This is a genomic window from Nocardia sp. CC227C, assembly GCF_030767025.1.
Classification (GTDB): domain Bacteria; phylum Actinomycetota; class Actinomycetes; order Mycobacteriales; family Mycobacteriaceae; genus Nocardia.
The window spans coordinates 446,791-472,599 of sequence record NZ_JASITE010000001.1 but is presented as its reverse complement, the minus strand read 5'-3'; the positions used below and the strand labels follow the sequence as shown (position 1 = coordinate 472,599).

Below are 25,809 nucleotides of genomic sequence, written 5' to 3'. Positions count from 1 at the left end.
AAAGCTCGCGCGACGGCGGAGATCCACGACGCGACGATCACCGCGTCGATCTGGGAAGCGTGCCCGGCCGAACGGCACCGCGAGCATGGCCGACGAGGCGACTCGACCACTCAGCCACATCGCGGTCCGACGAGACAACTCGGAACACTGAGTCGCCTCAGCAGACCCGACGAGCCGACTCGGGGCGGAGCCGTTTCGGCTCCGCCCCGAGTTCGCTAGCGCTCGTGCGCGATCACGCCTTGGTGATCGACACCCGCACGCCACCGACGATCTCGCTGGCATCCGCGCCCGCCGCGTCGAAGCTCAGCGAGGTGGCGAGGATCTCCCCGGCAATGAGATCGCGGTGGGTCCGCGCCCAGTCCTGCCGCTCGGCGGGCACCTCCAGCACCACCGCGATGCGGTCGGAGACGTCCAGGCCCTTGGCCTTGCGGGTCTCCTGCAGATCGCGGATGAGGTCGCGGGCCCAGCCCTCGGCCTCCAGTTCCTCGGTGACCGTCGAATTCAGCACCACCAGACCGGCATTGCCGGGCAGGGCGGCGGTGGAGTCCGGCTCGGCGGCGACCAGGCGCTGGGTGTACTCCTCGGGCAGCAGGGTGATGCCCGCGGCGCTCACCACCCCGTCGGCCGATTCGGTCCACTCGCCCGCCTTGACCGCCTTGATGACGGTCTGCACATCCTTGCCCAGGCGCGGACCGGCGGCGCGGGCGTTGACCACCAGTTCGAAGCGACCGTGCGCGGCCACATCGGTGGTGAGGTCGACCTTCTTGACATTCACCTCGTCGGCGATGAGATCGGCGAACGGGGCGAGCCGCGCCGCGTCCTCGGCGGCCACCGTGACCTCCGAGAGCGGCAGACGCACCCGCAGGTTCTGGGCCTTGCGCAGGCTCAGCACCGTCGAGCACACCGCGCGCACCTCGTCCATGGCCGCCACCAGTTCCGGGTCGGCGGGCAGCTCGGTCTCCCCCGGCCAGTCGGCCAGGTGCACCGAGCGGCCGCCGGTGAGGCCGCGCCAGATCACCTCGGTGAGCAGCGGCAGCAGCGGGGCCGCGAGCCGGGTGGTCACCTCCAGCACGGTGTGCAGGGTGTCGATGGCGTCGCGGTCCTCCTCCCAGAAGCGCGAACGCGACCGGCGCACATACCAGTTCGTGAGCGCGTCGGCGAAGGAGCGCAATTCGTCACAGGCCCCGGCGATGTCGTAGGCCTCGAGCGCCTCGGTCATGACCTCGCGGGTGCGCGCCAGCTTGGCCAGGATGTAGCGGTCCAGCACATGCGTCGAATCGGTGCGCCAGGTACCGGGTTTCGAGGCGTAGAGCTGCAGGAACGTCCAGGCGTTCCAGAGCGGGCGCAGCGCGTGGCCGACCCCCTCGCGGATCCCGCGCTCGGTGACGATGAGGTTGCCGCCGCGCAGGATGGGCGAGGCCATCAGGAACCACCGCATGGCGTCGGAGCCGTCGCGGTCGAACACCTCGTTGACGTTCGGGTAGTTGCCCTTGGACTTGGACATCTTCAGCCCGTCGTCGCCGAGCACGATGCCGTGCGCCGCAACGGTTTTGAACGCCGGGCGGTCGAACAGCGCGGTGGCCAGCACGTGCAGGGTGTAGAACCAGCCGCGGGTCTGGCCGTTGTACTCGACGATGAAGTCGCCCGGGTTGTGGCCGACGGCGGCGGTGCCGCCCGTGGGCTCGGCGGCGGTGCCGTCGAACCAGTCCTTGTTCTCGAACGGGTAGTGCACCTGCGCGAACGGCATGGAGCCGGACTCGAACCAGCAGTCGAGCACCTCGGGAGTGCGCCGCATCATCGACTTCCCGGTCGGGTCATCGGGATTCGGGCGGACCAGGTCGTCGATCATAGGCCGGTGCAGGTCGGCCGGGCGCACGCCGAAGTCGCGCTCCAGCTCGTCGAGCGAGCCGTACACGTCCACCCGCGGATAGGCCGGATCATCGGAGACCCACACCGGGATGGGCGATCCCCAGTACCGGTTGCGGCTGATGTTCCAGTCGCGCGCACCCTCGAGCCACTTGCCGAACTGGCCGTCGCGGATGTGCTCGGGCACCCAGGTGATCTCCTGGTTGAGTTCCACCATCCGGTCGCGGAACTTGGTGACGGCCACGAACCAGGACGGCACCGCCATGTAGATGAGCGGCTGCCCGGACCGCCAGCTGTGCGGGTAGGAGTGCTCGATGGTCTCGTGCCGCAACAGCTTTCCGGCGGCCTTGAGGTCCTTGATGATCACCGGGTTGGCATCGAAGACCATGAGGCCCTCGTACGGCGGCACCATGGAGGTGAACTTGCCGCCCGCGTCGAGGGGCTGCACCAGTTCGATGCCCGCCGCCGAGGCGACGTCCATATCCTCCTCACCGAAGGCGGGCGCGAGATGCACGATGCCGGTGCCGGAGTCGGTGGTCACGTAGTCGGCCGCGAGCACGCGGTGGGCGTTGGGGTGACCGACGAAGAAGTCGAACGGCGGCTGGTAGCGCAGCTCGACCAGGGCCGCGCCGAGGTGCTCGCCGAGCACCTCGAAACCGTCGGCCTCCTCGCCCAGTTCGCGCGCGTAGTGCGAAACCCGTTCGGCGGCAAGCAGGTAGCGCTTGCCGTCCTTGCCCTTGACGTGCGCGTAGGTGACGTCCGGGTGCACCGCGATCGCCAGGTTGGACGGCAGCGTCCAGGGCGTGGTGGTCCAGATCAGGGCGTTCGCGCCGTCCAGCTCGTGCAGCGGATGGTCCGCGGGAACCGACAGCACCATGTCCACGGTGACCGCCGGGTCCTGGCGCATCTTGTAGGCGTCGTCGAGCCGGGTCTCCTGGTTCGACAGCGGCGTCTGCTCGTACCAGCTGTAGGGCAGCACCCGGAAGCCCTGATAGATGAGCCCCTTGTCGTACAGCGCCTTGAAGGCCCACATCACCGACTCCATGAAGTCGAGATCGAGGGTCTTGTAGTCGTTGTCGAAGTCGACCCAGCGCGCCTGACGCGTCACATAGTTACGCCACTCATTGGTGTAGCGAAGTACCGAGGACTTGCACGCGGCATTGAATTCCGCCAAGCCCATGGCATCGATCTGTGATTTGTCCGTGATACCGAGCTGCTTCTCCGCTTCGATTTCCGCGGGCAGGCCGTGAGTATCCCATCCGAATCGGCGCTCGACCTTCTTCCCGCGCATGGTTTGAAAGCGCGGGATCAAATCCTTGACATAGCCGGTGAGCAGATGTCCGTAATGCGGCAACCCATTGGCGAAGGGGGGTCCGTCATAGAAGACGAATTCCGGTGCATCGGAACGGTTCTCGATGCTGGCGCGGAAGGTGTCGTCAGCGGCCCAGTACGCCAGGACGCGCTGCTCCAGATCGGGGAAGGACACCTGGCCGCCGCCGGTGCGGCCCAGGTCGACGCGGGGATACGCGTTGCGGGTGACTGTGGGGTCCACAGCGGGGTTGTCTACAGGGGCCTCGTCCGCCATCGCGGGCTCCGTCTCTCCTCGTGCCATCACCTGTGGGCACGGGGACGACGATGAGCGCCTGGTGCGCTCTCACCGCGGTACCACCCCGCTTGTCCGGCGGCATCCGTCGGGACGGCCGAACCTCTCGTTGCGAGCTGTGACGGGCTCACCCGTTCGGTTCTACTGAGCGGCTCGGGCCGCCGTTCTTCCGAAGGCTCCCCGGTGATTGCCGGATCGACGCCGTACTGCAGTGTCAGTCTAGCGAGCGCGGTCCAGGGATTATTCCGCGGACCCGCGCTCTAGTGTCTGGCGTGCTTGCCGCCTGGCCGGGACTGGGTCTCGTCCTCGTCGGAGCGCATGGACAGCGCACTGATCAGCAGGAGCACCGCGCCGATCACGCAGACCACGATGCAGGCCCACGCCCACACCACGGAACCGGTGGTCAGGGCGGCCACCAGCAGACCGAATCCGACTGCCGCGAGGCCGAGCGTCACCACGAGCACGGGCACCCCCTCGTCTGACCGCAACCTCCGAACCGGTGGTGGCGCTGCGCCGTGCCGACCGGCCCGTTCGGGCCGTGCAGCGCAGCACCGGGGGACGTCGTCGGGGCGGCTTTACTTGCCGCCCTTGAGCAGCGCGCCGTTGCCGGACGCGCCCTCGCCGAACTCGCCACCGTCCACCGGCACCGCGGACCCGCGGTTCTCCAGCTCCTCGAGCTGCGATTCCAGGTAGGACTTGAGCCGCACCCGGTACTCGCGTTCGAAGGTCTTGAGCTGCTCGATCCGGCTCTCCAGCACACTGCGCTGCTGGGTGATGGTGGCCATGATCTCGGTGTGCTTGCGCTCGGCGTCGGCCTGCAGGCCGTCGGCCTTCTCCTTGGCCTGGCGCAACTGGTTGTCGGAGCGGGTCTGGGCGTCCGACAGCATGGCCTCGGCCTTCTGACGGGCGTCGGCGATCATCGACTCGGAGCGGGTGCGCGCATCGCTGACCAGGCGCTCGGAGTTGGCCCTGGCGTTCGCCAGCAGCTGCTCGGCCTCGGTCTTGGCATCGGAGGTGAGCCGGTCGGCCATCTCCTGCGCGAGCGAGAGCACCTTGGCCGCTTGCAGATTCGCGTCCGCGGAGGGCGCGTCCTTGGCGACCGGCGCGGGGACCGGCATGGGCGCGGGGGCCGGGGCCGGGGCGGGCTTGGGCGGCTCCGGGGCGGGGGCCTGCTTCACGGCCGCGACCGGGCCCCGATTCTTCTTGGCGTCAGCGAGTTCCGCGTCGAGCTCGGCGACCCGCTGACGCAGATCGGCGTTCTCTTCGATGAGGCGTGAGAGCTCCTGCTCGACCAGATCGAGGAAGGCGTCGACTTCGTCCTCGTTGTAGCCGCGCTTCCCGATCGGTGGTTTGCTGAACGCGACGTTGTGCACATCGGCTGGGGTCAGCGGCATGGAAGGATCCCTTCACGCTTCGTACGGAGATCTAGCACTAGATCAGACAAGCTTTCTTCTCGGCCCATTCTGTCACATCTCAGCTACGCGGTGCCGCCAGTGGCCGTGAGCGAGTAGAGGAAGAAGACGACGAAAAGCAGGACCATAATCGACAGATCGAGTCGAATTCCCCCAAGATTCACTGGCGGTATCAAACGCCTCAGGAGTTTCACCGGCGGATCCGTGATCGTGAAGATCACCTCGAAGATGACGGCGAGGAAGCCGCTGGGGTGCCAATCACGCGCGAACACGTGGATGAACTCCACGATGACGCGGCTGATCAGCAGCAGCCAGAACAGGAGCAGGACTAGGTTCAACACCGCGATCAGGGCCACGTGTTCACTCTGCCTCAGAATCGGTGTCCCGCAAAACATACGCGCCGCCCGGATCGGCGCCCGCCCCCGCGCACGGCGTGTTCCCGCAGGGTGCGGCGGTGCGGCCGCACCCGGCCGGGGCCGTTATTTCTGGTTGTAGAAACCGGTTTCGGCGATGCGCCGGCGCTCCTCGGCCGATACGTCCACATCGGCAGGTGAGAGCAGGAACACCTTGGTCGCGACCTTGTCGAACGAGCCACGCAGCGCGAAGGCCAGTCCGGCGGCGAAGTCGACCAGGCGACGGGCGTCGGAGTTGCTCATCTCGACCAGGTCCATGATCACCGGGGTGCCGTCGCGGAAACGCTCACCGATGATGGCGGCCTCGGCGTAGGTGCGCGGACGCAGCGTCGTGATCTTGGACAAGGGGCCGCCTTCCTCGAAGAGCCCGGACCGGCGCGGCGGCGCGGTCTCGATGCGGCGTTCCTCCATCCGCAGCTCTTCCATGCGCCGCTCGGCTTCCGTGTCCACCGCCAGCGCACCGCGGGTCGCACCGCGCACCATCGGCGCGCCGCCGCCCAGGCTGCGGGTGCGGCTGGACGGTGCGGTGTCGATGCGGGTGGGGCGGCGCGGCGGCTCGTACCGGTCGTCCGCGTAGTCGTCGGCGTAGTCGTCGCGACGCGCCACGCTGTAGCCCGGCTGGTACGGGGCCTTGTAGGACGGCTCCGGGTAGGCGGGCTCGTCGTCGTAGCGGTCGTCGGCGTACCGGTCGTAGTCGCGGTCGTATTCCCGGGGACGAGGCCGACGCGCACCACGCTCGTCGACGCCGCTCCGGTGCCCCCCGCCCACCCCGCGGTCGTCGACGTAATCGTCCTCGTAATCCTCGAGCGGAACCATGCCGAAGTACGCCTTGAACTTGTGCAGCGTGCTCATGCTTCCACCTCGCTGACGCTCGGCTCCAGCACGAGCACGCTCGTGGCTGCGTCGATGGCTCGCTCGCTACGCTCGCTCATACTGGTCGACCTTCCTTCGGCCCCGGCTGGCCTGGGGTGTTGAAGTCCTGCTCAGTCCTCGTCCTTCACAAGCATATGTTTCAAATGTGACTGATGAGGTTTCTTTGCTAAGGCGAGGTTATCGGTCGTGCGCCCATCAACGCGGTACCGACACGCACGCACGTCGATCCGTGCGCGATGGCGGCCTCCAAATCGTTTGACATCCCCGCCGACAGCTCCCTGGCCTGGGGATGTGCCGCCAGCAGGCGGCCGTGCAGGTCGGCCAGGCGGGCGAATTCGGCGGCCGGATCGGTGTGCAGCGGCGGAATCGCCATCAGGCCCGCGAGCTGCAACGATGCCGATTCCGCGATGCGGTCGGCGAGAGCCGGGAGATCGTCGGGGGCGACGCCGCCGCGGGTGGGGTCGGCGTCCAGGCTGACTTGCAGCAGGACCCGCAGGGGCGTGTCGCGATCGCCCGCCTCGAGGGCGTTGGTGACGGCGGTGTCGAGTGCGGCCGCCAACCTGTCCGAATCGACCGAATAGACGGTATTTGCCCAGCGTGCAACGTGTTTCGCTTTGTTGCGCTGGAGACGTCCGATGAATTCCCAGCGCACGTGCGACAGGTGGCGCAACTGGGCCACTTTATCGCTGGCCTCCTGCTCCCGGGATTCGCCGAATTCGCGGCGGCCGAGTCCATAGAGGATTTCGATATCCGAGGCCGGGAAGAATTTAGTTACGGGGAGTAAGCGTACGGTGTCGGAATCCCGTCCGGCCACCCGGCATGCTGCGTCGATGCGTTCGGTCAGGGCGGAGAGGTTGGCCGAGAGCTCGGCGGTGCGCGCCGTGACGCGCGTCTCGCCGTCGGTTCCGATACCCATTGCGGCGGTGGATGATTCGGAGGTCATACCGCCGCTCCCTCGGATGACATCCAAATCACACCGGCGATTCGGCCGGTCGGCGCGCCGCGGCGGTGCGAGAACAGGGTTTCGTCCTCGATGGTGCAGCGCGGGTCCACCGCGACGGCGCCGACACCGGCCGCCTCCAACTGCCGCCGAATGCCCGCGCGCAGATCCAGCCCCGGGGTGCCCTTGACGGTGGTGGTGGCGCTGCCCGGCAGATGCGCCTCGACGTCGGCGCGCATGGTGGCGGGCACCTCGTACCGGCGACCGCTGGCCGCCGGTCCCAGAAACGCGCCGATGCGCTCGGGTTTCGCGCCGAGTTCGTACATGGCCTCGAGCACCCGCGGCACGATGCCGATCCGCGCGCCGATGCGGCCCGCGTGCACGGCCGCGATCACCCCGGCCTCGTCATCCGACAGCAGCAGCGGCACGCAGTCGGCGGTCAGCACCACCAGCGCCAGATCCGGCTCCGTGGTCACCAGCGCGTCGGTCGCGGGCACCGCGTCGGTGCGCGGCCCGTCCACCACGGTGACGGTGCGCCCGTGGATCTGCTCCATCCAGATCAACCGCTCCGGCGGCAGTCCGAGACTCTCGGCCAGCCGCGATCGATTACGCCGCACCGCCTCCGGATCGTCGCCGACATGATCCCCGAGGTTGAACGAGTCGTACGGGGCCTTCGAGAACCCGCCCGCCCGTGTCGTCGTCACCCGCCGAGTACGCAGTACCGGTGCAGCAGAAGTCATGCCTCCGAGGGTAATGGCCACCACCGGGCAATCCGCGCCACCCGACCGGGTGCGGACCATCACGTGACACACCGCACGGGGCGGGCTCCGGCGCACGACAGCGCGCCTCGCGACCGTGCGCGGACCGGAGCGAACCAGTGCGTGGCCGTGCGGCGGGTGCGAGCGAAGGATGGCACGTGCGCCCGCCGGTCACGGTGTCGGGCGCGGAAGGTCGAAACGCCCGGCCGGGGGCCGGTCAGCCCGCGGAGCCGCTGGCCGAACCCGAGGAGCCGGAGGAGCTGCCCGCCGAGCCGGAGGCGGAGCCGCTGCCGCCGCCGGTCTTGCCGGTGGCGGTGACGCTGAAGTCGCCGCACCAGCCGCCGGGCCCCCGGGTGGCCTGGCAGGCGATGTAGGCGGTGTCGCCGACGGCGGTGAAGGTCTGGGTGACGGTGGTGGGCGCGGTGGTGCTCACATCGCGGCTCACGTAGGCCACGCTGGTGGCCGAGTCCAGGGCGAGGGCGAGCACCCCGCCGCCGTCGGCCGCGCCGACCCGCACCGAGAAGGTGTACTCGGCTCCCTTGACGACCGCGACGTCCTGGCCCACATATCCGCTGTCGCGCACGGTGGCGGTGCCGCCGCCGAGGTCGGCGTTGTAGATGTGGCCCTCCCACCCGCGGGCCCCCTCGGTGAACGCGGGATTGGCGACCAGATTCTGCGCGGTGGTCAACTCCACCCCCGGCGATGCATGGGCAATCCCGGCGGAGGCGACAGCACCTACCACCGCAACCGCGATCGCGCAGCGAGCAGTCCGTCCCACCGTGCTGATCATGAAGCTCCTCCCGCACGCGGCGACTCCCGCGCATCGAATCCGTTACCCGCTGGCAATCCAACGACGGGCCACGCTAGCAGGCCCCGGCACACGGACCGCACCACCCTCCGAACGCGCCGACGCACCGGCCCCGTGCGGGTACCGGTGCGTCGGCGGTGGTGGGTCAGCGGCGCATGAACGAGGGGACGTCCACGTCGTCGTCGGTGTCGTCGTCGGACGGCTGGATGTGGGAGCGGGGGTTGTGCGCCACCGTCGGGTCGATCGAGGAGGGGCGGGGCGACCCGTAGGAGGGCGCCGGGCCCCGGGAGACCGGCTGCTCCGGGGCCGGGGCGGGGTCGGGGCGCGCCGGGTCGGGGGTGCGGGCCGAACCGTAGTCGGTGGTGCGCGCGGTGGACGGGGCGACATCGCCCGCCCGGGCGGACCCGATGGTGGAGGCGGCCGGCCGGGCGATGGTGGATTCGATGCGGCGGGCGGGGCCGGTGCCGTCGAAGCCCGCGGCGATCACCGTGACGCGCACCTCGTCACCGAGGGAGTCGTCGATGACCGTGCCGAAGATGATGTTGGCCTCGATGTGCGCGGCTTCCTGCACCAGCGAGGCGGCCTCGTTGATCTCGAACAGACCCAGGTCCGACCCGCCGGCGATGGACAGCAGCACCCCGTGCGCGCCGTCCATGGACGCCTCCAGCAACGGTGAGTTTATGGCGGCCTCGGCCGCTTTCACCGAGCGCCCCTCACCCCGCGAGGAACCGATGCCCATGAGCGCGCTGCCCGCTCCGGACATGACGCTCTTGACGTCGGCGAAGTCGACATTGATCAGACCGGGGGTGGTGATCAGGTCGGTGATGCCCTGCACACCGTTGAGCAGCACCTCGTCGGCCGAGCGGAAGGCGTCCATGAGCGATACGGCCGCATCGCCCAGCTGCAGCAGCCGGTCGTTGGGGATGACGATGAGGGTGTCGCAGGATTCGCGCAGCGACTGGATGCCCGCCTCGGCCTGGTTGGAGCGGCGCTTGCCCTCGAAGGAGAACGGCCGCGTCACCACACCGATGGTGAGCGCGCCCAGCTTGCGGGCGATGCTCGCCACCACCGGCGCGCCGCCGGTGCCGGTGCCGCCGCCCTCACCGGCGGTCACGAAGACCATGTCGGCCCCCTTGAGGACCTCCTCGATCTCGTCCTTGTGGTCCTCGGCGGCCTTGCGGCCCACCTCGGGATCGGCACCGGCGCCGAGGCCGCGGGTCAGTTCCCGGCCGACATCGAGTTTGACGTCGGCGTCCGACATCAACAGCGCTTGCGCGTCGGTGTTGACCGCGATGAACTCGACTCCCTTGAGTCCCTGTTCGATCATTCGATTGACGGCGTTCACGCCGCCGCCGCCGATACCGACGACCTTGATCACTGCAAGGTAGTTGTGCGGGGGCGTCATGGACTCTCGCCTTCCTTCGATCCAACAAGCTTGGTGTCTTCGGATGCTCGCCGTAAGCCAGTACCGAAAGGTCTCGGTCTGATAAAGCCTCAACCATAGCTTTAGCGTTATGTCAAGTATCCGACTGTTGCGGAACGCTATTCGCAGCTACCGCGTTACGGGCGCAGGCGCGCCGAAACGAGATTCAGAATCTTGCGTGATCCCACTCGTCCGACCCGCCTCGCATCGTATCGTGGACGGTTGCTCTCCGGTGCCGGGATGGCAGCCGGAAGCGCTCCGGGTGACCACCGAAAATTTCGGCGTCCCAAAGGGTATCGCTCACTTTACCGTGACGAGATTCGGACTCGAAATGTCGAACACCTCGCCGTCGCGCGTCAGCAGCGGAATCACCACCGCCGCCTTGCGCTCGGAATCGTCGGATCCACCCCACAGCACGCGCCGTCCGTCGCGTAGCTCGAGCCGAATGTCCGAAACCGATCTCGCCACAATCTCTCCCACCTCGAGCCGCAGTGATACCGGTACCGCATTGATCACGGTGACCGCCGCACGGGTGGCGGGATCGTTGCCGCCGGGAGTTTCGGTGACCAATTTCGGTACTCCGATCGGGGCCGGTTCGATGGCGAATTCCACGCTGTCGGAATCGATCAAGTGCGCGCCGTCGGGCGCCTCGAAGTAGAGCACCGGTGTGCGTTCGACCACCGTCACGCGCACCGAGGACGGGAACACCCGCTGCACCCGCACCGAGTGCACCTTGGGCAGCCGCGCCACCCGCTGCGCCAGCTCGGTGGTGTCGATGCGGAGCATGGACCGGCCCTCCGGCATGTCGAGCGCGTCGAGAACCTGGGTCTCGGTCACCACCGACAGGCCGTCGACGCGCACCGTGCGCACCGCCAGCAGCGGTGAGAGATAGGCGACCAGGCCGAGCGCCAGCGCGACGACGACCCCGACCGCCACGCCGATGCGCACCCGTCGCGACTCGCGGGCCCGGATCCACCAGGGATCGCGGCGACCGCGCCGCAGGCGGGCCCACCGGGCCGCCGCGTCGTCGTGCCGATCGCGGCCGTCCCGGTCGACGGAATCATCGACCGGTTCGGCCGTCTCGGTGTCCACTCCCCCGCGGCGCAAGCCGGATCACCGCCCGTGCGCGGGCCGGGCGCGCAGCCCGTCGAGGATCTGGCCGCCCAGCATGGTGACATCGCCCGCACCCATCGTGATCACCACATCGCCGGGGCGCGCGAGTCCGGCCACCTGGCGGCCCACCCGCGACATATCCGGCTGGTAGTGCACGGGTTTGGTGACGGCCTGCGCCACCAGCGCCCCGTTCACGCCGGGCAGCGGCTCCTCGCGCGCGCCGTACACGTCGAGCACCACCACTTCGTCGGCGAGATCGAGAGCGGCCCCGAATTCGGTCGCGAAGGTGGCGGTGCGGCTGTACAGATGCGGCTGGAAGACCACGATCACCCGGCCGGGCCGCGACCGGGCCCCGTCGGCGGCCTCCTGCGCCACCAGTTCCGCCGCCGCGCCGAGCACGGCGCGCACCTCGGTGGGATGGTGGGCGTAGTCGTCGAAGACGCGCACGCCGTTCTCCCGCCCGGTGAGCTGGAAGCGCCGGTGCACGCCGCCGAAACCCTCCAGCCCCTGGATGATCTCACCGACGTCGGCCCCGGCGGCGCGGGCGGCCAGCAGCGCGCCGAGCGCGTTGAGCGCCATATGGCGGCCGGGCACCGAGAGCCGGAGCGTACGCGGCGCGGGTTCGTCGGCGAGCTGGAACTGCGCCACGCCGCCGACGTCGCGCGGTTCCCAGGAGTGCAGCCGCGCGGCGACGGGCACCTCGGTCGCCACTCCGGCGGAGCCGTAACCGAGCACCTGGATACCGCGATCATCATCGGCGAGCCGCGCCACGGTGCGTTCGGCCAGGCTCAGCGAGCCCGGATCGTCCAGGCAGACCACGAGTTTCCCGCCGGGGACCAGGCGGTCCACGAAGTCGTCGAAGACCTGCACATAGGCTTCGTCGGAGCCGAAGTAGTCCAGGTGGTCGGATTCGATATTGGTGACCACCGCGACATCCGGCGCGTACTGCAGCAGCGAGGCGTCGCTCTCGTCGGCCTCGGCCACGAAGCTGCCGCCGGTGCCGTGGTGGGCGTTGGTGCCGGACTCGTTGAGTTCGCCGCCGACCGCGAAGGACGGGTCGAATCCGCAGTGCTGCAAGGCCACCACCAGCATGGAAGTGGTGGAGGTCTTGCCGTGCGTGCCGGAGACCAGCAGCGAGCGGTGCCCCTGCATGAGCGAGGCGAGGACGGCGGGGCGCAGCAGCACCGGGATGCCGCGGCGATTCGCCTCCACCAGTTCCGGATTGGTCTTGGGAATGGCGGCGTAGGTGGTGACGACGGCGCTGGGGCCGCCGGGTAGCAGGTCCAGGGCGCTGGCGTCGTGACCGATGCGCACCTGCGCGCCGCGCGCCCGCAGCGCCAGCACGCCGCGGCTCTCCTTGGCGTCCGAGCCGGAGACGAGTCCGCCCCGGGAGAGCAGGATGCGCGCGATGCCGGACATGCCCGCGCCGCCGATGCCGATCATGTGCACGCGGTGCAGGCTCGCGGGCAGATCGGTGCCCTGTTCGACCGCTGCCGCCGTCTCCTCCGTCATCGGCCCGCCACCTCCAGCACGATACGCGCGATGACGTCGGCGGCGTCGCGATGTCCGGCGCCCGCCGCGGCACGTCCCATTGCCGTCAGCCGATCGGAATCCATGAGCAGCGGTATCACCTCGTCGATCACGTATTTCGGAGTCAGCTCCGCGTCCGCCACGATTCTGCCACCGCCGGCGGCCACCACCGGGCGCGCGTTGAGTTCCTGCTCCCCGTTTCCGTGCGGGAGGGGGACGTAGAAGGCGGGCAGGCCGACGGCCGACACCTCGGCGACGGTCATGGCGCCGGAGCGGCACACCACCGCGTCGGCGGCGGCATAGGCCAGATCCATGCGCGACAGATATGGCAGGGCAACGTATTTCGCGGTGTCGCCGGTGGCGTCGTCGAGGGTGAGGTTGTTCTTCGGTCCGTGCGCGTGCAGCACCGAGACCCCGGCGGCGACGAGCTGCGGCGCGGCGGCCGAGACCGCCTCGTTGAGGGTGCGCGCGCCCTGCGAACCGCCGAAGACCAGCAGCACCGGCCCCTCGGCGGGCAGGCCGAATTCCGCGCGCGCGGCGGCCCGCAGACCAGCGCGGTCGAGTCCGGAGATGGACCCGCGCACCGGGATGCCGACCACCTCGGCGTCGGCCCGGCCGCGGGCCGCCACGCCCGAATCCGGCACGGCCGCCAGCACCCGCGCCGCGACGCGCGCACCGACCTTGTTGGCGATACCGGCCATGGCATTGGCCTCGTGGATGACCACCGGAACCCTGCGACGCCGCCGCAGCAGGCCCGGTCCGGCCGCCAGATAGGCGGGCAGCGCGACATAGCCGCCCACTCCGAAGATCACATCGGCCTCGACGGCGTCGATGATCCGGCGCGTCCGTGACACGGCGGCGCGGACGCGCCCCGGCAGCCGCAGCAGATCCATGGTGGGTTTGCGCGGCAGCGGCACCGGCGGCACCAGTTCCAGCGGATAGCCGCGCTCGGGCACGAGTTTCGTTTCGAGTCCGCGCTGGGTGCCCAGTGCGGTCACCCGGATATTCGGGTCGATTCGCCGCAGCGCGTCCGCCACGGCCAGCGCGGGCTCGATATGCCCCGCGGTGCCACCGCCCGCCACGATCACCGAGAGCGGTCGCTCCCCTGTCACCTCGAGTTTCCCCGTTCTCTCGCATGTCTCATCGGATAGCTGGGCTCCCAGGCCCGGGTGCTGCGCCACGATTCGGTGGAGGCCGAACGGCGACGCGATGAATCCGAATCTATCGACCTGCGCGCGTCCGCGCTGCCCCGACCGCTCGGTGGCAGCGCGCGTCGCGATTTCGCGCCCGGTTTCACCGCCTTCGCCGAGCGTTTGGCGGCCGAGCGGGCGCGGGCGGCGCGAGCGCGCCCGGCGGAGTAGATCTCCGGCTTCGGCAGCCGCAGCAGGCGGCTGAACCGGCCGTCCCCGCCGGCGTGCAGGGCCGCCACCGCCTCGGGTTCGTGCCGCGCGGCATTGGCGACGATGCCGAACATGAGCAGCGTGATGGCCAGCGACGATCCACCCGCCGACACCAGCGGCAGCTGGAGGCCGGTGACCGGAAGCAGCCCCACCACATAGCCGATATTGATCAGCGCCTGACCGGTGATCCAGGTGGTGGCGGTGGCGGACAGCAGGCGCAGGAACGGGTCCACCGAGCGGGTGGCGATGCGCAGCCCCGTGTAGGCGAACAGCGCGAAAAGTCCCAGCACCAGCGCACATCCGAGAAAGCCGAGTTCCTCGCCGATGATCGCGAAGATGAAATCGTTGTGTGCGTTGGGCAAATAGCTCCACTTGGCCCGGCTCTGTCCGAGGCCGCGGCCCCAGATGCCGCCGTCGGCAAGCGAATACAGCGCCTGCCGGGACTGGTAGCCGATGCCCTGCGGATCCTCACCGGGATTGAAGAAGGCGCGCATGCGGTCGGAGCGATAGCCCGCCGACAGCGCCAGCACGGCCGCCGCCACCACACCGGAGACGGCGATGGTGACGAACATGCGCAGCGGCAGCCCACCGAACCACAGCAGCGCGGCCAGCACGATGCCCAGCGCGATGGTGGTGGACAGATTCGGCTCGAGCACGACCAGGAAGCACACCAGCAGACCGGCCGGCACCAGCGGCATGAGGATCTCGCGGTAGCCCACGTGGCCGTCGACGTATTCGGCGCGGCGCGAGGCCAGCAGGTGCGCGCCCCACACCACCAGGGTGACCTTCACGATCTCCGAGGGCTGCACCGAGACGAATCCGAGGTCGAACCAGCGCCGCGAACCCGACACCTTGGTGCCGATGCCGGGGATGAGCACCAGCACCAGCAGTACCACCGACAGCGCGAACACCGGGAAGGACAGCTGCCGCAGCAGCCGCAGCGGAATCCGCAGCGCCACATAGAACGCCAGCGCGCCCACCGCCGCGAACGCCGCCTGCTGGACGAACAGCGAATACGCCGATTTGCCGACGGCGTACGCCTCCACGCTGGAGGCGGAGAGCACCATGACCAGGCCGAGCACCGTGAGCAGGGCGGCGATGCTCACCACCAGGTGGAACGATGCCAGCGGGCGGGCCAGCCACGCCCCGAACCAACCGGCCCGGGCCCGGCGCGTGGTCTGCGCCGCGGCGGGCCGGGTGGCGGTCATTCGGGGCTCCCGATGTCCTTCTCGTTCAGGTCCGCCACCGCGGTGGCGAAGCTGCGGCCGCGATGGGTGTAGTCGGTGAACATGTCCAGCGACGCGGCGGCCGGGGCCAGCAGCACGGTGTCACCGCGCCGGGCGAATCCGGCGGCGGCGTGCACCGCACGCGCCATGACGGCGTCCGGCCCGATCGCGGCGAGTTCGGTGGCGACCATCTCTGCATCGTCCCCCGAACCCAGGGTCACGACCGGGACGTCGGGGGCGTGTCGCGCCAGCGCGGCGGCGATCACATCGGCGTCCTGGCCGAACAGCACGGCGGCGACGAGGTGTTCACGCACCTCTTCGACGAGATCCTCCACGCCCGCGCCCTTGAGCTGACCGCCCGCCACCCAGATCACGTGCGGGTGCGCCAGGATCGACGACCGCGCGGCGTGCGGGTTGGTGGCCTTGGAGTCGTCGATGAAGTCGACGCCCGCGACCTCGCGCACGAAGGCGGCCCGGTGCGGACCCACCTTGTGCTCGGCCAGGCCCTCCTTCACGAATTGCGGTGCCACGTCGATGGATCGGGTGAGCGCGGCGGCGGCGAGGGCATCGGCCACCCCGGCCGGGCCCTGCGGGCTGATATCGCCCACCTCCGCCAGAATGGCGGCCTTGGTGAAGGCGCGGTCGAGCAGTTTGCCGTCCACCACGCCGAGTTCGCCGTCGGCGGGCACGCCGACCCGGAAGCCGACGGTGCGGCGCGCCTTGGACTTTCGCGCCAGCGCGGCGGCCACGGCGTCGTCGAGGCCCACCACGCCGACCCGCCCGGTGAGCGCGCGGGCCTTGGCGGCGGCGTAGGCATCGAGGCCGCCGTGCCAGTCCAGGTGATCCTCGGCCACGTTCAGCACCACCCCGGCCTCGGGGCGCACCGAGGGGGCCCAATGCAGTTGAAACGAGGACAGTTCCACGGCCAGCACCTGCGGTCCGGGATTGCGCCGCAGCGCGTCCAGGATGGGGGTGCCGATATTGCCGCAGGCCACGCTGGGGATTCCGGCCGCGCGCAGGATGGCGTGCGTCATCTGCGTGGTGGTGGTCTTGCCGTTGGTGCCGGTGATGACCAGCCACTTGCGCACCGGACCGTAGATGCGGGCCTGATCGACCCACCACGCGAATTCCACGTCGCCCCAGACCGGGATACCGGAGGTGACCGCGGTGACCAGCACCGGGGAATCCGGCCGCCAGCCCGGGCTGGTGATCACCAGCGCGAACCGGTCCAGCGCGCCGTGTTCCACCAGATCCGCGGGGGTGGCGGTGGCCAGACCGAGTTCGGCGGCCTCGGCCAGGGCCTTCTCACCCCCGTCGGTGACCACCGGACGCGCGCCGATGTCCTGCAGCGGCTCGATCAGCGAGCGCCCGGACACCCCCCATCCGGCGACGAGAACGTCCCGGCCACGCAGGAATTCGAGCATGGGCCCCGGTGACCGGAGAACCCTCGGAGAATGTTCGACCATCGCCTTCGACCTACCCGACCGACAGATACTCGCTGTAGAACAGGCCCAGACCAACCGCGGACGCCATACCGGCGAGCATCCAGAATCGGATGATCACCGTCGTCTCGGCCCAGCCGCTCAATTCGAAATGGTGGTGGAACGGGGCCATCTTGAACAGCCGGTTCCGGGTGGTGCGGAAGACCGCGACCTGTAGCACCACCGACGCCGCCTCGGCCACGAACAGCGCGCCGATGACGATCATGAGCAGCTCGGTGTGCGTGGTGATGGACAGGCCCGCGAGCAGGCCGCCCAGCGCCAGCGAACCGGTGTCGCCCATGAAGATCTTCGCGGGAGCCGCGTTCCACCACAGGAATCCGATACACGCCGCACCACCGGCCGCGCACACCAGCGCCAGATCCAGCGGATCGCGCACGTTGTAGCAGCCCGCCTCCGGGTAGTCGACGCAGGCGTTGCGCCACTGCCAGAAGGTGATGATCATGTACGCGCCCAGCACCAGGCTCATGGATCCGGCGGCCAGACCGTCCAGGCCGTCGGTGAGGTTCACCGCATTGGACCAGGCCACCACGACCAGGCAGACGAAGGCCAGGAAGATCCATACGCTCATCGACACCGTGGTGATGTCGCGCACGTAGGACAGGTGCTTGCTGGCCGGGGTCAGTCCGCTGTCGTTGCGGAATTTCAGCGCCAGCACGCCGAAGACCACGGCGGCGGTGAGCTGTCCGATGTACTTGCCCGCCGCGGTCAGGCCCAGATTGCGCTGCTTGCGGATCTTGATGAAGTCGTCGAGGAAGCCGACGCCGCCCAGCGCGGTGGCCAGCCCCAGCACCAGCAGGCCCGAGGCCGACGGTCCGGGCTGGCCGTAACTCATGCCGATGAGGTGGGTGCCGAGGTAACCGGCCCACATGCCGGCGAGGATGGCGACGCCGCCCATGGTGGGGGTGCCGCGCTTGGCCTTGTGGCTCTCCGGGCCGTCGACCCGGATCTCCTGTCCGAAGCCCTGTTTGGCGAACATGGAGATGAGGACGGGGGTGAGCAGAATGGAGACGGCGAGCGCGATGGCGGCCGAGAAGAGGATCTGGGTCATCGCGCGGCCTCCTCCACCGCGGCGGGCCGCGCATCGGATTCAGCGGCGGGCCGCGCATCGGATTCAGCGGCGGGCCGCGCATCCGACTCGGCGGCGGGCGCATCCGTGCCCACGGCGGTCAGGTGTTCGGCCACGGCCCACAGCCCGACGGACTTGGACGCCTTGACCAGCACCACGTCACCGGGGGCCAGGTCGTCGTCGAGCAGGTCGACGGCGGCGGCGATATCCGGCACGTGCACCGCCTCCTCGCCCCAGGACCCTTCCTGCACCGCGCCCTGGAACATGGCGCGCACCGGGCGGCCCGCACCGACGACGATGAACCGGTCCACGTCGAGCCGGACGGTCAACCGGCCGATCCGGTCGTGTTCGAGCACGGAATCCTCTCCCAGTTCCCCCATTTCGCCGATGACGGCCCAGCTGCGGCGCGGGGTGTCGCCGGACTTGGCCATGGTGACCAGCGCCTTGAGCGCGGCCCGCACCGAATCCGGGTTGGCGTTGTAGGAGTCGTTGATCACGGTGACGCCGTCGGCGCGGGTGCGCACATCCATGCGCCGCTCCGAGACCGCCTGCGCCGCACCGAGAGCCGTGGCGACCGTCGCCAGGTCCGCCCCGCATTCCAGGGCGACCGCGGCGGCGGCGAGCGCATTGCCGACCTGGTGTTCGCCGTGCACGGCCAGGGCCACGTCCGCACTCTCGGCACCGCGCCGCAGGGTGAAGCGGGCGCGCGCCTGCTCGTCCAGGGTGACGTCGGTGGCGCGCAGGTCCGCTCCGGTGGCCAGACCGACCTGGACCACCCGCGCCGCGGTGCGCGCCGCCATGGCGGACACCAGCGGGTCGTCGGCGTTGAGGACCGCGAGCCCGGTGGCCGGAAGTGCTTCCACCAGTTCGCCCTTGGTCTCCGCGATCGCCTCGCGGCTGCCGAATTCGCCCAGGTGCGCGGTGCCGACATTGAGCACCACGCCGATGCCGGGCGGGGCCACCTCGGTGAGCGCGCGAATGTGGCCGCGGCCGCGGGCGGACAGTTCCAGCACCAGGAAGCGGGTGTCGGCGTCGGCGCGCAGCGCCGTCCAGGGGTGGCCGATCTCGTTGTTGAACGAACCGGGCGGGGCCACAACGGGTCCCAGCGGGCTCAGGACGGCGGCGAGCAGATCCTTGGTCGAGGTCTTGCCGGAGGATCCGGTCACGCCGACGACGGTGAGACCGCCCGCGGCGACGAGCCGGTCCACGCTGGCGCGGGCCAGTTCGGCCAGGGCCGCCAGCACGGCCGCGCCGGAGCCGTCGGTGTCGGCGGCCAGGGCCAGTGCCCGGCTGGGGGCGTGGCCGTCGTCCGTGTCGCGGGACGGCGTGACCACGATGGCGGGCACGCCGACCGGTCGCGCCGCCAGCACCGCCACCGCCCCCGCGGCGACGGCCTGGTGCGCGTAGTCGTGTCCGTCGACCCGCGCGCCCGGCAGCGCCAGGAACAGGTCGCCGGATCCGATACGGCGCGAATCGAATTCGACCGCGCCGGTCACGGTCACCTCCGGGTCGGGACAGTCGTGCAGCGTGCCGCCCACGACCTCCGCGATCTCCCGCAGTGTCATCTCGATCATGAAACCGTCAGGTCCTTAGTTTTCTCGGAGAGAGCCGCCGCGAGCACCTCGCGGTCGTCGAACGGATACTTCACACCCGAAATCTCCTGCCCTGTCTCATGTCCCTTGCCCGCCACCAGCACCGCGTCCCCGGGCCGCGCCCAGTCCACGGCGGCGGCGATGGCGGCCGCCCGATCCCCCACCTCGCGCACCTCGCCACGATGCCCCTCCGGCAGCGCGTCGGCGCCCGCGCGCACGGCCGCCCGAATGGCGGCCGGATCCTCCCCGCGTGGATTGTCGTCGGTGATGATGAGCAGATCCGCGCCGCGCGCCCCGGCCGCACCCATGAGCGGGCGCTTCCCGGCATCGCGGTCACCGCCCGCGCCCACCACCACGGCCAGGCGGCCGCCCGCGCCCTGCTCGGCGAGATACGTTCGCAGCGTGGCGATCACCGATTCCACGGCGGCGGGCTTGTGCGCGTAGTCCACCACGGCGAGGAAGTCCTGACCGCGGTCCACCCGCTGCATGCGGCCCGGCACGTCCACCTCGCCCAGCGCGGCGGCGGCCGTCGCCGGATCGACCCCGGCGGCATCGCACACCGCGACCGCCAGCAGGCCGTTGGCGATGTTGTAGTCCCCCGGAAGGCGCAGGCGCACCGGCATGTTCAGCGCGCCGCGGGCGGCGGTGAAACTCTGGGTGCCGCCCGGCCCGGCGGTGATGTCCGCGGCGGTCCACTGCGCGGGCTGCGTGGTGGACACCGTCACGATGTGGGTGCGCTGTTCGAGTTCCCCGGCCAGCCGCCGCCCCCAGGCGTCGTCCACGCAGATCACCGAGGTGGCCGCGCCCACCGACGAGGCCGGATCGAACAAGCGGCGCTTGGCCGCGTAGTAGTCCTCGAAGTCGGCGTGGAAGTCCAGGTGGTCCTGGGACAGGTTGGTGAACGCGCCCACCGTGAACTCGACGCCGTCCACCCGGCCCAGCGCCAGCGCGTGACTGGACACCTCCATGACCACGGCCTGCACTCCCCGCTCGACCATGACCGCGAACATGGCGTGCAGCTGCGGGGCCTCGGGGGTGGTGAGGGCACTGGGCACGCGCACGCCGCCGATGCGGGTCTCGATGGTGCCGATGAGCGCGGTGCTCAGCCCGGCCGCGGTCAGGCCCGCCTCCACCAGATACGACGTGGTGGTCTTGCCGGAGGTGCCGGTGATGCCGATGATGCGCAGCCGCCGCGACGGATCGCCGTAAAGGGCCGAGGACAGTGCGCCGAGCACCGCACGCGGCTGCTCGCACACCAGCACCGGCACGTCGATGGCGCCGATGGTCTCCGCGCCCGCCGCGTCGGTCAGCACGGCGACCGCACCACGCGTGACCGCGTCGTGGGCGAAGCGCGCCCCGTGCGCCCGCTCCCCGGCCAGACCCGCGAACAGGTCACCGGGTCGGACGGCGTTCGAGCGCTGCTCGATACCGGTGACCCGGACCTCGTCCGGGGCCGCGGCGGCGAGCTCCGCGTCCGCCGAGCGCCGGTCGTGCGGCGCGAACCGCGCCCCCGTGAGCTCGGCCACCGTGCGCAGGGTGGTCGCCGGTGGGTCCGCGGGCCGGAGTACCTGCGGCTCGGTCGAACCTCCGCTACGCGGTTGCGACTGCGCGGGCACGAAGCTCCTCTCTGGGGTGAACAGCTGGGCGGTGATCGAGCGCGTCGCGGTGCCACCGCAACGGATCGACGAGTCAGGTTACCTGTGTTGCCTCACCGGGCGATCGGCGCGGCGCGGTTCGCTCACCCGCCGGTGTCGGCACGGGGTGGTCCGGAGCGTGCACACACCCGTTCCCGGTCCTAGGACGCCTGCAGGATCAGGGGTTTCGCCGGCGGCGACGGCGGCACCCGATCCCGCTGCAGGGCCCACGACGCGATGGCGTGGAACAGCGGTGCGGCCGACTGTCCGCCGCCGCCGTCGGAGCTGCGCACCGGGGCGTCGAGCATCAGGCCGATCACGTAGCGCGGGTTGTCGGCGGGGGCCATACCGGCGAAGGTGATCCAGTAGCTGGAGGTGGAATAGCAGCGGCAGGAGGGGTCGATCTGCTGCGCGGTACCGGTCTTGCCGGCCACCTGGTAGCCCTCGACGGCGGCGGGCACGCCGGTGCCCATCTGGACGCCCATGGGATCGCGCTGCACCACGGCCTGGAACATCTCGCGCAGGGTGGCGGCGGTCTGCGGGCTCACCACGCGCACGCCCTCGGGCTGTTCCTCCTCGGTGCGGTTGCCGTCCGGGCCGATCTTGGCCTTCACGATGCGCGGCGGCACCCGCACCCCGTCGTTGGCGATGGCCTGGTACATGGCGGTCATCTGCAGGGTGGTCATGGAAAGGCCCTGGCCGATGGGCAGATTGGCGAAGGTGGAGCCGGACCACTGCTCACGGGAGGGCACCACGCCCGCGCTCTCGCCGGGCAGGCCGACGCCGGTGCGCTGGCCGAGGCCGAACCGCTGCAACATCTCGTAGTAGCGGTCCTCGCCGATGCGCTGCGCCAGCATCAGGGTGCCCACATTGGAGGACTTGCCGAAGATGCCGGTGGTGGTGAAGGGCATGACGCCGTGCGCCCAGGCGTCGTTGACCGTGACACCGCCCATGAAGATATTGCCCGGCACCTGCAACACCTCATCGGGCGTGGTGAGGCCGTGTTCGATGGCGGCGGCGGCGGTGACGATCTTGTTCACCGAGCCGGGCTCGTACACCTCCTGCACCGAAGGGTTGCCCAGTGAGGAGGAGGTCCAGTGCTGCGGCCCCAGGGCGGGGTTGAAGGTCGAGTCGTTGGCCATGGCGAGCACCTGACCGGTGCGCGCGTCCAGCACCACCGCCGAGGCGGCCTGCGCGCCGGACAGCTCCTTGGCCTGCTGCGTCTGCTGCTGCACGTAGTACTGCAGATCGGAGTCGAGGGTGAGTTCGACGCCGTAGCCGTTGACGGCGGGCTGCCGGTCGCGCCAGCTGCCGGGAATGACCGCGCCGTCGGAGCCGCGGTCGTAGGTGTGCGAGCCGTCGGTACCGGCGAGAATGGCGTCCAGGGCCGATTCCAGGCCGATCTGGCCGTGCCCGTCCCAGCCGGTCGCGCCGATCACATTGGCGGCCAGTGAGCCGCCCGGATATTCGCGCAGATCCTGTCGCTCGGTGCCGACCTCCGGGAATTTCAGGCTGATGTCGGCCGCCGCCCGGGGATCCACATTCCGCACCAGGTAGACGAACGGCTCGTCGCTGCGCAGCTTCTTCAGCAGATCCTGTTCCGGCGCGGCGGTGCCGAGTTTGTCGTGAATGTAGGTCGCGATGGCCTGCATGCGCTCGTCCGGCTCGGGTTCGGCCGAATTCTCGTCGTGCGCCTCCTGCAGGTCCTTGCGCACCCGCACCGGCTGGAAGGTCAGCGCCTTGGCATTGACGGTGAAGGCCAGTGATTTGCCGTTGCGGTCGAGGATCGGACCCCGGGTGGCGGCATCGATCTGGTGCACCGTCCGCTGACTGGCCGCCTCCGCCGACAGCCGTGGCGCGGACACACTCTGGATCCACAGCAGCTGCAACGCCGCGACCAGCAGCGCCACCAGCATGACGATCCGCCCCACACCGAACCGGAACCGCGTGGACGCGTCCAGCCCAGGTGCGGGCCGCGGTCTGGACGGCTTGCGTCCGCGGGCGGCCCCCGCCGGGCTCCGCGCCCCCGCGGCGCGCTTCCCCGAATCCGCGCGCCCGCCACCGCCGTTCCCGCCACCACCACCGAAACGGCCGCGACCGCGCCCGTTCTCGGCACGACCGCGGCCGGAATCACGGCCACGCGACATCCGCGACGTCACCCGATCACCTCGCTCTGTGCATCCGTCAGCATGAGGCCGCACGCCGATGTCGGCACGACCGCGGTTCGGCGCGATCCCGGGCGCTCGAGGCGCGAATCGAACGGTCCCGCACCAGGGTTCGGCCGCGACCGGTCGGGTCGAGCCGCACTCCGCTCGGTACGGTCGCGGCGGATCGCGGCACCCCCGGCCACCGCACCCCCGGCCACCGTGCGCGCGGCGACAGCGACGGCATGCGTGATCGGCTCACCACCGCAACGGACTGGATTCGGATGCCCGGCGGGCGCGCCGGCATGTCCCGAACCGCGGGTGCGGGTGTGGTGCGCACCGGCTTCGCGTGGACGGAGCACCCGGGCAACCCCGGGACGCGCCGATCCCGTCGAGACCCGGCCGCGAGAGGCCCGTGGGGCCGAACCCGCGGCCTCGCGGTCCACCGGTGCCGTGGCGGGCGTGCGCCGAACTCGTGTCATCGCGGCACCCCCTGGAGGGCCGGGGCGGAGGTGGCCTGCACCGGGTTCGGTGCGACCGGCAGGGGGGCTTGCGGGGGCTCCTGGGCCTCGTGCGGTGCGGGCGCGACCGAGTCCTGAGGTGCGAGCTGCGGCGCGGCCTCCGGGGCGGGCGGAACCTGTTGAGGTTCAGGCTGATCGGCCGGAGCGGCCGGGGGTTGCGGCGTGCCCTCGTTCACCGGGGCGGCCGGAGGCTGCTGATTCGGCGAAGCGGCCGGAGGCTGCGGGGCGGCCTGGATGGCCGGGTTCTGGTTCGCCGCGGGCGGCGCTGCCGGGGTGGTGGTGACCGGGACGACGCGCTCGCCCTGTGCCTGCGACAGGTTCGGCGGGGGTGTGCCCGGGCTGGGCGGCAGAGTGTTGAGCGGGGGCGCGGGTGAGCCCGCCGCCGGGGTCGGGTCACCGACCACGATCACCTCACCGTTCGGGCCGATCACCAGGCGCGCGGGGTCGCGGGCCGGGATCATGCCGAGTTCGCGGGCGCGGGAGGCCAGTTCGGGGGCCGAGTCGGCGGCCGCCACGTCACGCGCCAGCGCGTCGCGCTCATCGGAGAGCTGCTGGTTCACCCGCCGGGCCGCGCCGAGTTCATAGCTGTCCTCGGTGGCGCGGGTGGTGAGCAGCAGGGTGAACGCCAGTCCGCAGCCGAGCAGCGCGAGAATGGTCGCCACGAACGGGATGCGCCCGGCCAGCACCGGCTCCCCCGCCCCGACGCGCGGCAGGGCGGGTGCGCTCTCGCGGCTGCGCCGCTTGGCGTAGGCCCGCTGCGCCGCACCGGATTTCACCTGCTCGGCCGCCTCGACCCGTCGGGCCGGGCGGTTCTCGCGGCGCTGCACGCGGCCCTGCGTCATCGTCATCGGACCACCTCGCTCGCACATGCGCCCGCGCGTGGTCGTCGGCTCCGGGTCATGTCGTCTCCTCCCCAGCGATCCGCTCGGCCGCGCGCATCCGTACCGGCGCGGCCCGCGGGTTGTCCTCGATCTCCTGCTCCGTCGCCTTCTCCGCGCCGCGGGTCAGGATCTTGAATTCCGGGCCCATGCCGGGCAGTTCGACGGGCAGGTCGAGCGGGGTGCGCGAGGCGGACCGCTTGGCGAACTCCGCCTTGACCACCTTGTCCTCGAGCGACTGGTAGCTCATCACCACGATGCGCCCGCCCGGGGCCAGCGCGTCGAGAGCGGCGGGCAGCGCCGCTTCGAGGGATTCCAGTTCTCGGTTCACCTCCACCCGCAGCGCCTGGAAGGTGCGCTTGGCGGGGTGCCCGCCGGTGCGACGGGCGGCGGCGGGAATGGCGGCGTAGAGCAGGTCCACGAGTTCGGCACTGGTGGTGAAGGGTTTCCGCTGGCGGCGGCGCAGCACCTCGGAGGCGATCTTGCCCGCGAACCGTTCGTCCCCGTAGGTCTTGAGCACCCGCGCCAGGTCACCGTGGCTGTAGGTGTTGAGCACATCGGCGGCGGTCATCCCGCCGCTGGAATCCATGCGCATATCGAGCGGCGCGTCCACGGAGTAGGCGAAACCGCGCTCGGCCTCGTCCAACTGCATGGAGGAGACGCCGAGATCCATCAGGATGGCGTGCGCCGAACCGTGCGATGCGAGTCCGGCCTGTTCCAGCGCGCCCGGAATCCCGTCGTACCTGGTGTGCACCAGGGTGATTCGGTCCTCGAAAGGGCGTAGTCGCTCACCGGCCAGTTTCAGCGCCTCGGTATCGCGATCCAGTCCGACGAGTCGGATGTTCGGGTAGGTGCGCAGGAAGTACTCGGCGTGGCCGCCCAGGCCGAGGGTGCAGTCGACATAGACCGCGCCATCGGAATGCAGTGCGGGACCGAGGATTTCATCGGCGCGATGGAGGAGAACCGGAACGTGGCGGGGACCATCGGTGTTTCGGTGCACCTCGACCTCCCGGATCCTGCCTCACGTTCGTTCGCACACCCCGTGCGGGTCGCTTGCGATTCGGACTTCACTGCTGAGTTGGTTGACTCTTCAGTGCGGTGACCAAT

Annotated in this window: 20 protein-coding genes; all 20 read right to left on the bottom strand. The window is 70.4% G+C overall.

Going from position 1 to position 25,809, the window contains the following annotated elements; all coding sequences use genetic code 11:
- Positions 1 to 232 precede the first annotated feature (232 nt).
- The 20 genes from ileS to rsmH all read right to left on the bottom strand — a co-directional run bounded on the left by ileS (position 233) and on the right by rsmH (position 25,702).
- Positions 233 to 3,451: an isoleucine--tRNA ligase gene (ileS, locus tag QMO76_RS02040; RefSeq protein ID WP_372341871.1), complete on the bottom strand. Its 3,219-nt coding sequence runs from the start codon at positions 3,449 to 3,451 to the stop codon at positions 233 to 235.
- Positions 3,452 to 3,729: 278 nt separating this feature from the next.
- Positions 3,730 to 3,933, bottom strand: coding sequence for a hypothetical protein (locus tag QMO76_RS02035; RefSeq protein WP_306359400.1), 204 nt, complete (start codon positions 3,931 to 3,933; stop codon positions 3,730 to 3,732).
- A 111-nt stretch (positions 3,934 to 4,044) separates the two neighbouring features.
- Positions 4,045 to 4,863, bottom strand: coding sequence for a DivIVA domain-containing protein (locus QMO76_RS02030; RefSeq protein WP_306359399.1), 819 nt, complete (start codon positions 4,861 to 4,863; stop codon positions 4,045 to 4,047).
- 83 nt (positions 4,864 to 4,946) lie between these two features.
- Positions 4,947 to 5,237 carry a YggT family protein gene (locus QMO76_RS02025; protein ID WP_306359398.1) on the bottom strand — a complete coding sequence of 97 codons (291 nt, stop codon included), beginning with the start codon at positions 5,235 to 5,237 and terminating at the stop codon, positions 4,947 to 4,949.
- Positions 5,238 to 5,360: 123 nt separating this feature from the next.
- Positions 5,361 to 6,146: a cell division protein SepF gene (locus QMO76_RS02020; RefSeq protein WP_306359397.1), complete on the bottom strand. Its 786-nt coding sequence runs from the start codon at positions 6,144 to 6,146 to the stop codon at positions 5,361 to 5,363.
- A 187-nt stretch (positions 6,147 to 6,333) separates the two neighbouring features.
- A complete protein-coding gene (locus QMO76_RS02015) occupies positions 6,334 to 7,083 on the bottom strand; it encodes a YggS family pyridoxal phosphate-dependent enzyme (RefSeq protein WP_306359396.1) in 750 nt (249 codons plus the stop codon).
- Between the two features lie 23 nt (positions 7,084 to 7,106).
- Positions 7,107 to 7,847 (bottom strand): peptidoglycan editing factor PgeF, encoded by a 741-nt coding sequence (pgeF, locus tag QMO76_RS02010; RefSeq protein WP_306359395.1) that lies wholly within the window; start codon positions 7,845 to 7,847, stop codon positions 7,107 to 7,109.
- A gap of 235 nt (positions 7,848 to 8,082) precedes the next feature.
- A complete protein-coding gene (locus QMO76_RS02005; RefSeq protein WP_306359394.1) occupies positions 8,083 to 8,559 on the bottom strand; it encodes a hypothetical protein in 477 nt (158 codons plus the stop codon).
- Positions 8,560 to 8,818: 259 nt separating this feature from the next.
- Positions 8,819 to 10,078 carry a cell division protein FtsZ gene (gene ftsZ, locus QMO76_RS02000; protein WP_306359393.1) on the bottom strand — a complete coding sequence of 420 codons (1,260 nt, stop codon included), beginning with the start codon at positions 10,076 to 10,078 and terminating at the stop codon, positions 8,819 to 8,821.
- A 318-nt stretch (positions 10,079 to 10,396) separates the two neighbouring features.
- Positions 10,397 to 11,203: a cell division protein FtsQ/DivIB gene (locus QMO76_RS01995; protein ID WP_306359392.1), complete on the bottom strand. Its 807-nt coding sequence runs from the start codon at positions 11,201 to 11,203 to the stop codon at positions 10,397 to 10,399.
- A gap of 6 nt (positions 11,204 to 11,209) precedes the next feature.
- Positions 11,210 to 12,721 carry a UDP-N-acetylmuramate--L-alanine ligase gene (murC, locus tag QMO76_RS01990; protein WP_306359391.1) on the bottom strand — a complete coding sequence of 504 codons (1,512 nt, stop codon included), beginning with the start codon at positions 12,719 to 12,721 and terminating at the stop codon, positions 11,210 to 11,212.
- Complete coding sequence (gene murG, locus QMO76_RS01985) at positions 12,718 to 13,851, bottom strand: undecaprenyldiphospho-muramoylpentapeptide beta-N-acetylglucosaminyltransferase (RefSeq protein ID WP_306359390.1); 1,134 nt, start codon at positions 13,849 to 13,851, stop codon at positions 12,718 to 12,720. The genes murC and murG overlap by 4 nt, the downstream gene beginning before the upstream one ends.
- Positions 13,848 to 15,347, bottom strand: coding sequence for a putative lipid II flippase FtsW (ftsW, locus tag QMO76_RS01980; protein WP_306359389.1), 1,500 nt, complete (start codon positions 15,345 to 15,347; stop codon positions 13,848 to 13,850). Before ftsW ends, murG begins: the two co-directional genes overlap by 4 nt.
- Positions 15,344 to 16,789, bottom strand: a complete 1,446-nt coding sequence (murD, locus tag QMO76_RS01975; RefSeq protein ID WP_306359654.1) for a UDP-N-acetylmuramoyl-L-alanine--D-glutamate ligase — start codon at positions 16,787 to 16,789, stop codon at positions 15,344 to 15,346. Before murD ends, ftsW begins: the two co-directional genes overlap by 4 nt.
- 52 nt (positions 16,790 to 16,841) lie before the next feature.
- A complete protein-coding gene (gene mraY, locus QMO76_RS01970; protein WP_029929299.1) occupies positions 16,842 to 17,915 on the bottom strand; it encodes a phospho-N-acetylmuramoyl-pentapeptide-transferase in 1,074 nt (357 codons plus the stop codon).
- Entirely contained in the window at positions 17,912 to 19,507 is a 1,596-nt protein-coding gene (murF, locus tag QMO76_RS01965) for a UDP-N-acetylmuramoyl-tripeptide--D-alanyl-D-alanine ligase (RefSeq protein ID WP_306359388.1), read from the bottom strand. Before murF ends, mraY begins: the two co-directional genes overlap by 4 nt.
- Positions 19,504 to 21,141: a UDP-N-acetylmuramoyl-L-alanyl-D-glutamate--2,6-diaminopimelate ligase gene (locus QMO76_RS01960; protein ID WP_306359387.1), complete on the bottom strand. Its 1,638-nt coding sequence runs from the start codon at positions 21,139 to 21,141 to the stop codon at positions 19,504 to 19,506. The genes murF and QMO76_RS01960 overlap by 4 nt, the downstream gene beginning before the upstream one ends.
- A 179-nt stretch (positions 21,142 to 21,320) precedes the next feature.
- A complete protein-coding gene (locus QMO76_RS01955) occupies positions 21,321 to 23,306 on the bottom strand; it encodes a peptidoglycan D,D-transpeptidase FtsI family protein (protein ID WP_372341881.1) in 1,986 nt (661 codons plus the stop codon).
- Positions 23,307 to 23,781: 475 nt separating this feature from the next.
- Positions 23,782 to 24,672, bottom strand: a complete 891-nt coding sequence (locus QMO76_RS01950) for a hypothetical protein (RefSeq protein WP_306359386.1) — start codon at positions 24,670 to 24,672, stop codon at positions 23,782 to 23,784.
- 49 nt (positions 24,673 to 24,721) lie between these two features.
- Entirely contained in the window at positions 24,722 to 25,702 is a 981-nt protein-coding gene (gene rsmH, locus QMO76_RS01945) for a 16S rRNA (cytosine(1402)-N(4))-methyltransferase RsmH (protein ID WP_306359385.1), read from the bottom strand.
- Positions 25,703 to 25,809: the final 107 nt, after the last annotated feature.

Excerpts from the sequence above, each read along its gene's own strand:
- ileS (WP_372341871.1), bottom strand. The coding sequence starts at position 3,451 with ATGGCGGACGAGGCCCCTGTAGACAACCCCGCTGTGGACCCCACAGTC.
- QMO76_RS02030 (WP_306359399.1), bottom strand. The coding sequence starts at position 4,863 with ATGCCGCTGACCCCAGCCGATGTGCACAACGTCGCGTTCAGCAAACCA.
- QMO76_RS02020 (WP_306359397.1), bottom strand. The coding sequence starts at position 6,146 with ATGAGCACGCTGCACAAGTTCAAGGCGTACTTCGGCATGGTTCCGCTC.
- QMO76_RS02015 (WP_306359396.1), bottom strand. The coding sequence starts at position 7,083 with ATGGGTATCGGAACCGACGGCGAGACGCGCGTCACGGCGCGCACCGCC.
- pgeF (WP_306359395.1), bottom strand. The coding sequence starts at position 7,847 with ATGACTTCTGCTGCACCGGTACTGCGTACTCGGCGGGTGACGACGACA.
- ftsZ (WP_306359393.1), bottom strand. The coding sequence starts at position 10,078 with ATGACGCCCCCGCACAACTACCTTGCAGTGATCAAGGTCGTCGGTATC.
- murC (WP_306359391.1), bottom strand. The coding sequence starts at position 12,721 with ATGACGGAGGAGACGGCGGCAGCGGTCGAACAGGGCACCGATCTGCCC.
- ftsW (WP_306359389.1), bottom strand. The coding sequence starts at position 15,347 with ATGACCGCCACCCGGCCCGCCGCGGCGCAGACCACGCGCCGGGCCCGG.
- murD (WP_306359654.1), bottom strand. The coding sequence starts at position 16,789 with ATGCTCGAATTCCTGCGTGGCCGGGACGTTCTCGTCGCCGGATGGGGG.
- mraY (WP_029929299.1), bottom strand. The coding sequence starts at position 17,915 with ATGACCCAGATCCTCTTCTCGGCCGCCATCGCGCTCGCCGTCTCCATT.
- murF (WP_306359388.1), bottom strand. The coding sequence starts at position 19,507 with ATGATCGAGATGACACTGCGGGAGATCGCGGAGGTCGTGGGCGGCACG.
- QMO76_RS01955 (WP_372341881.1), bottom strand. The coding sequence starts at position 23,306 with ATGTCGCGTGGCCGTGATTCCGGCCGCGGTCGTGCCGAGAACGGGCGC.
- QMO76_RS01950 (WP_306359386.1), bottom strand. The coding sequence starts at position 24,672 with ATGACGATGACGCAGGGCCGCGTGCAGCGCCGCGAGAACCGCCCGGCC.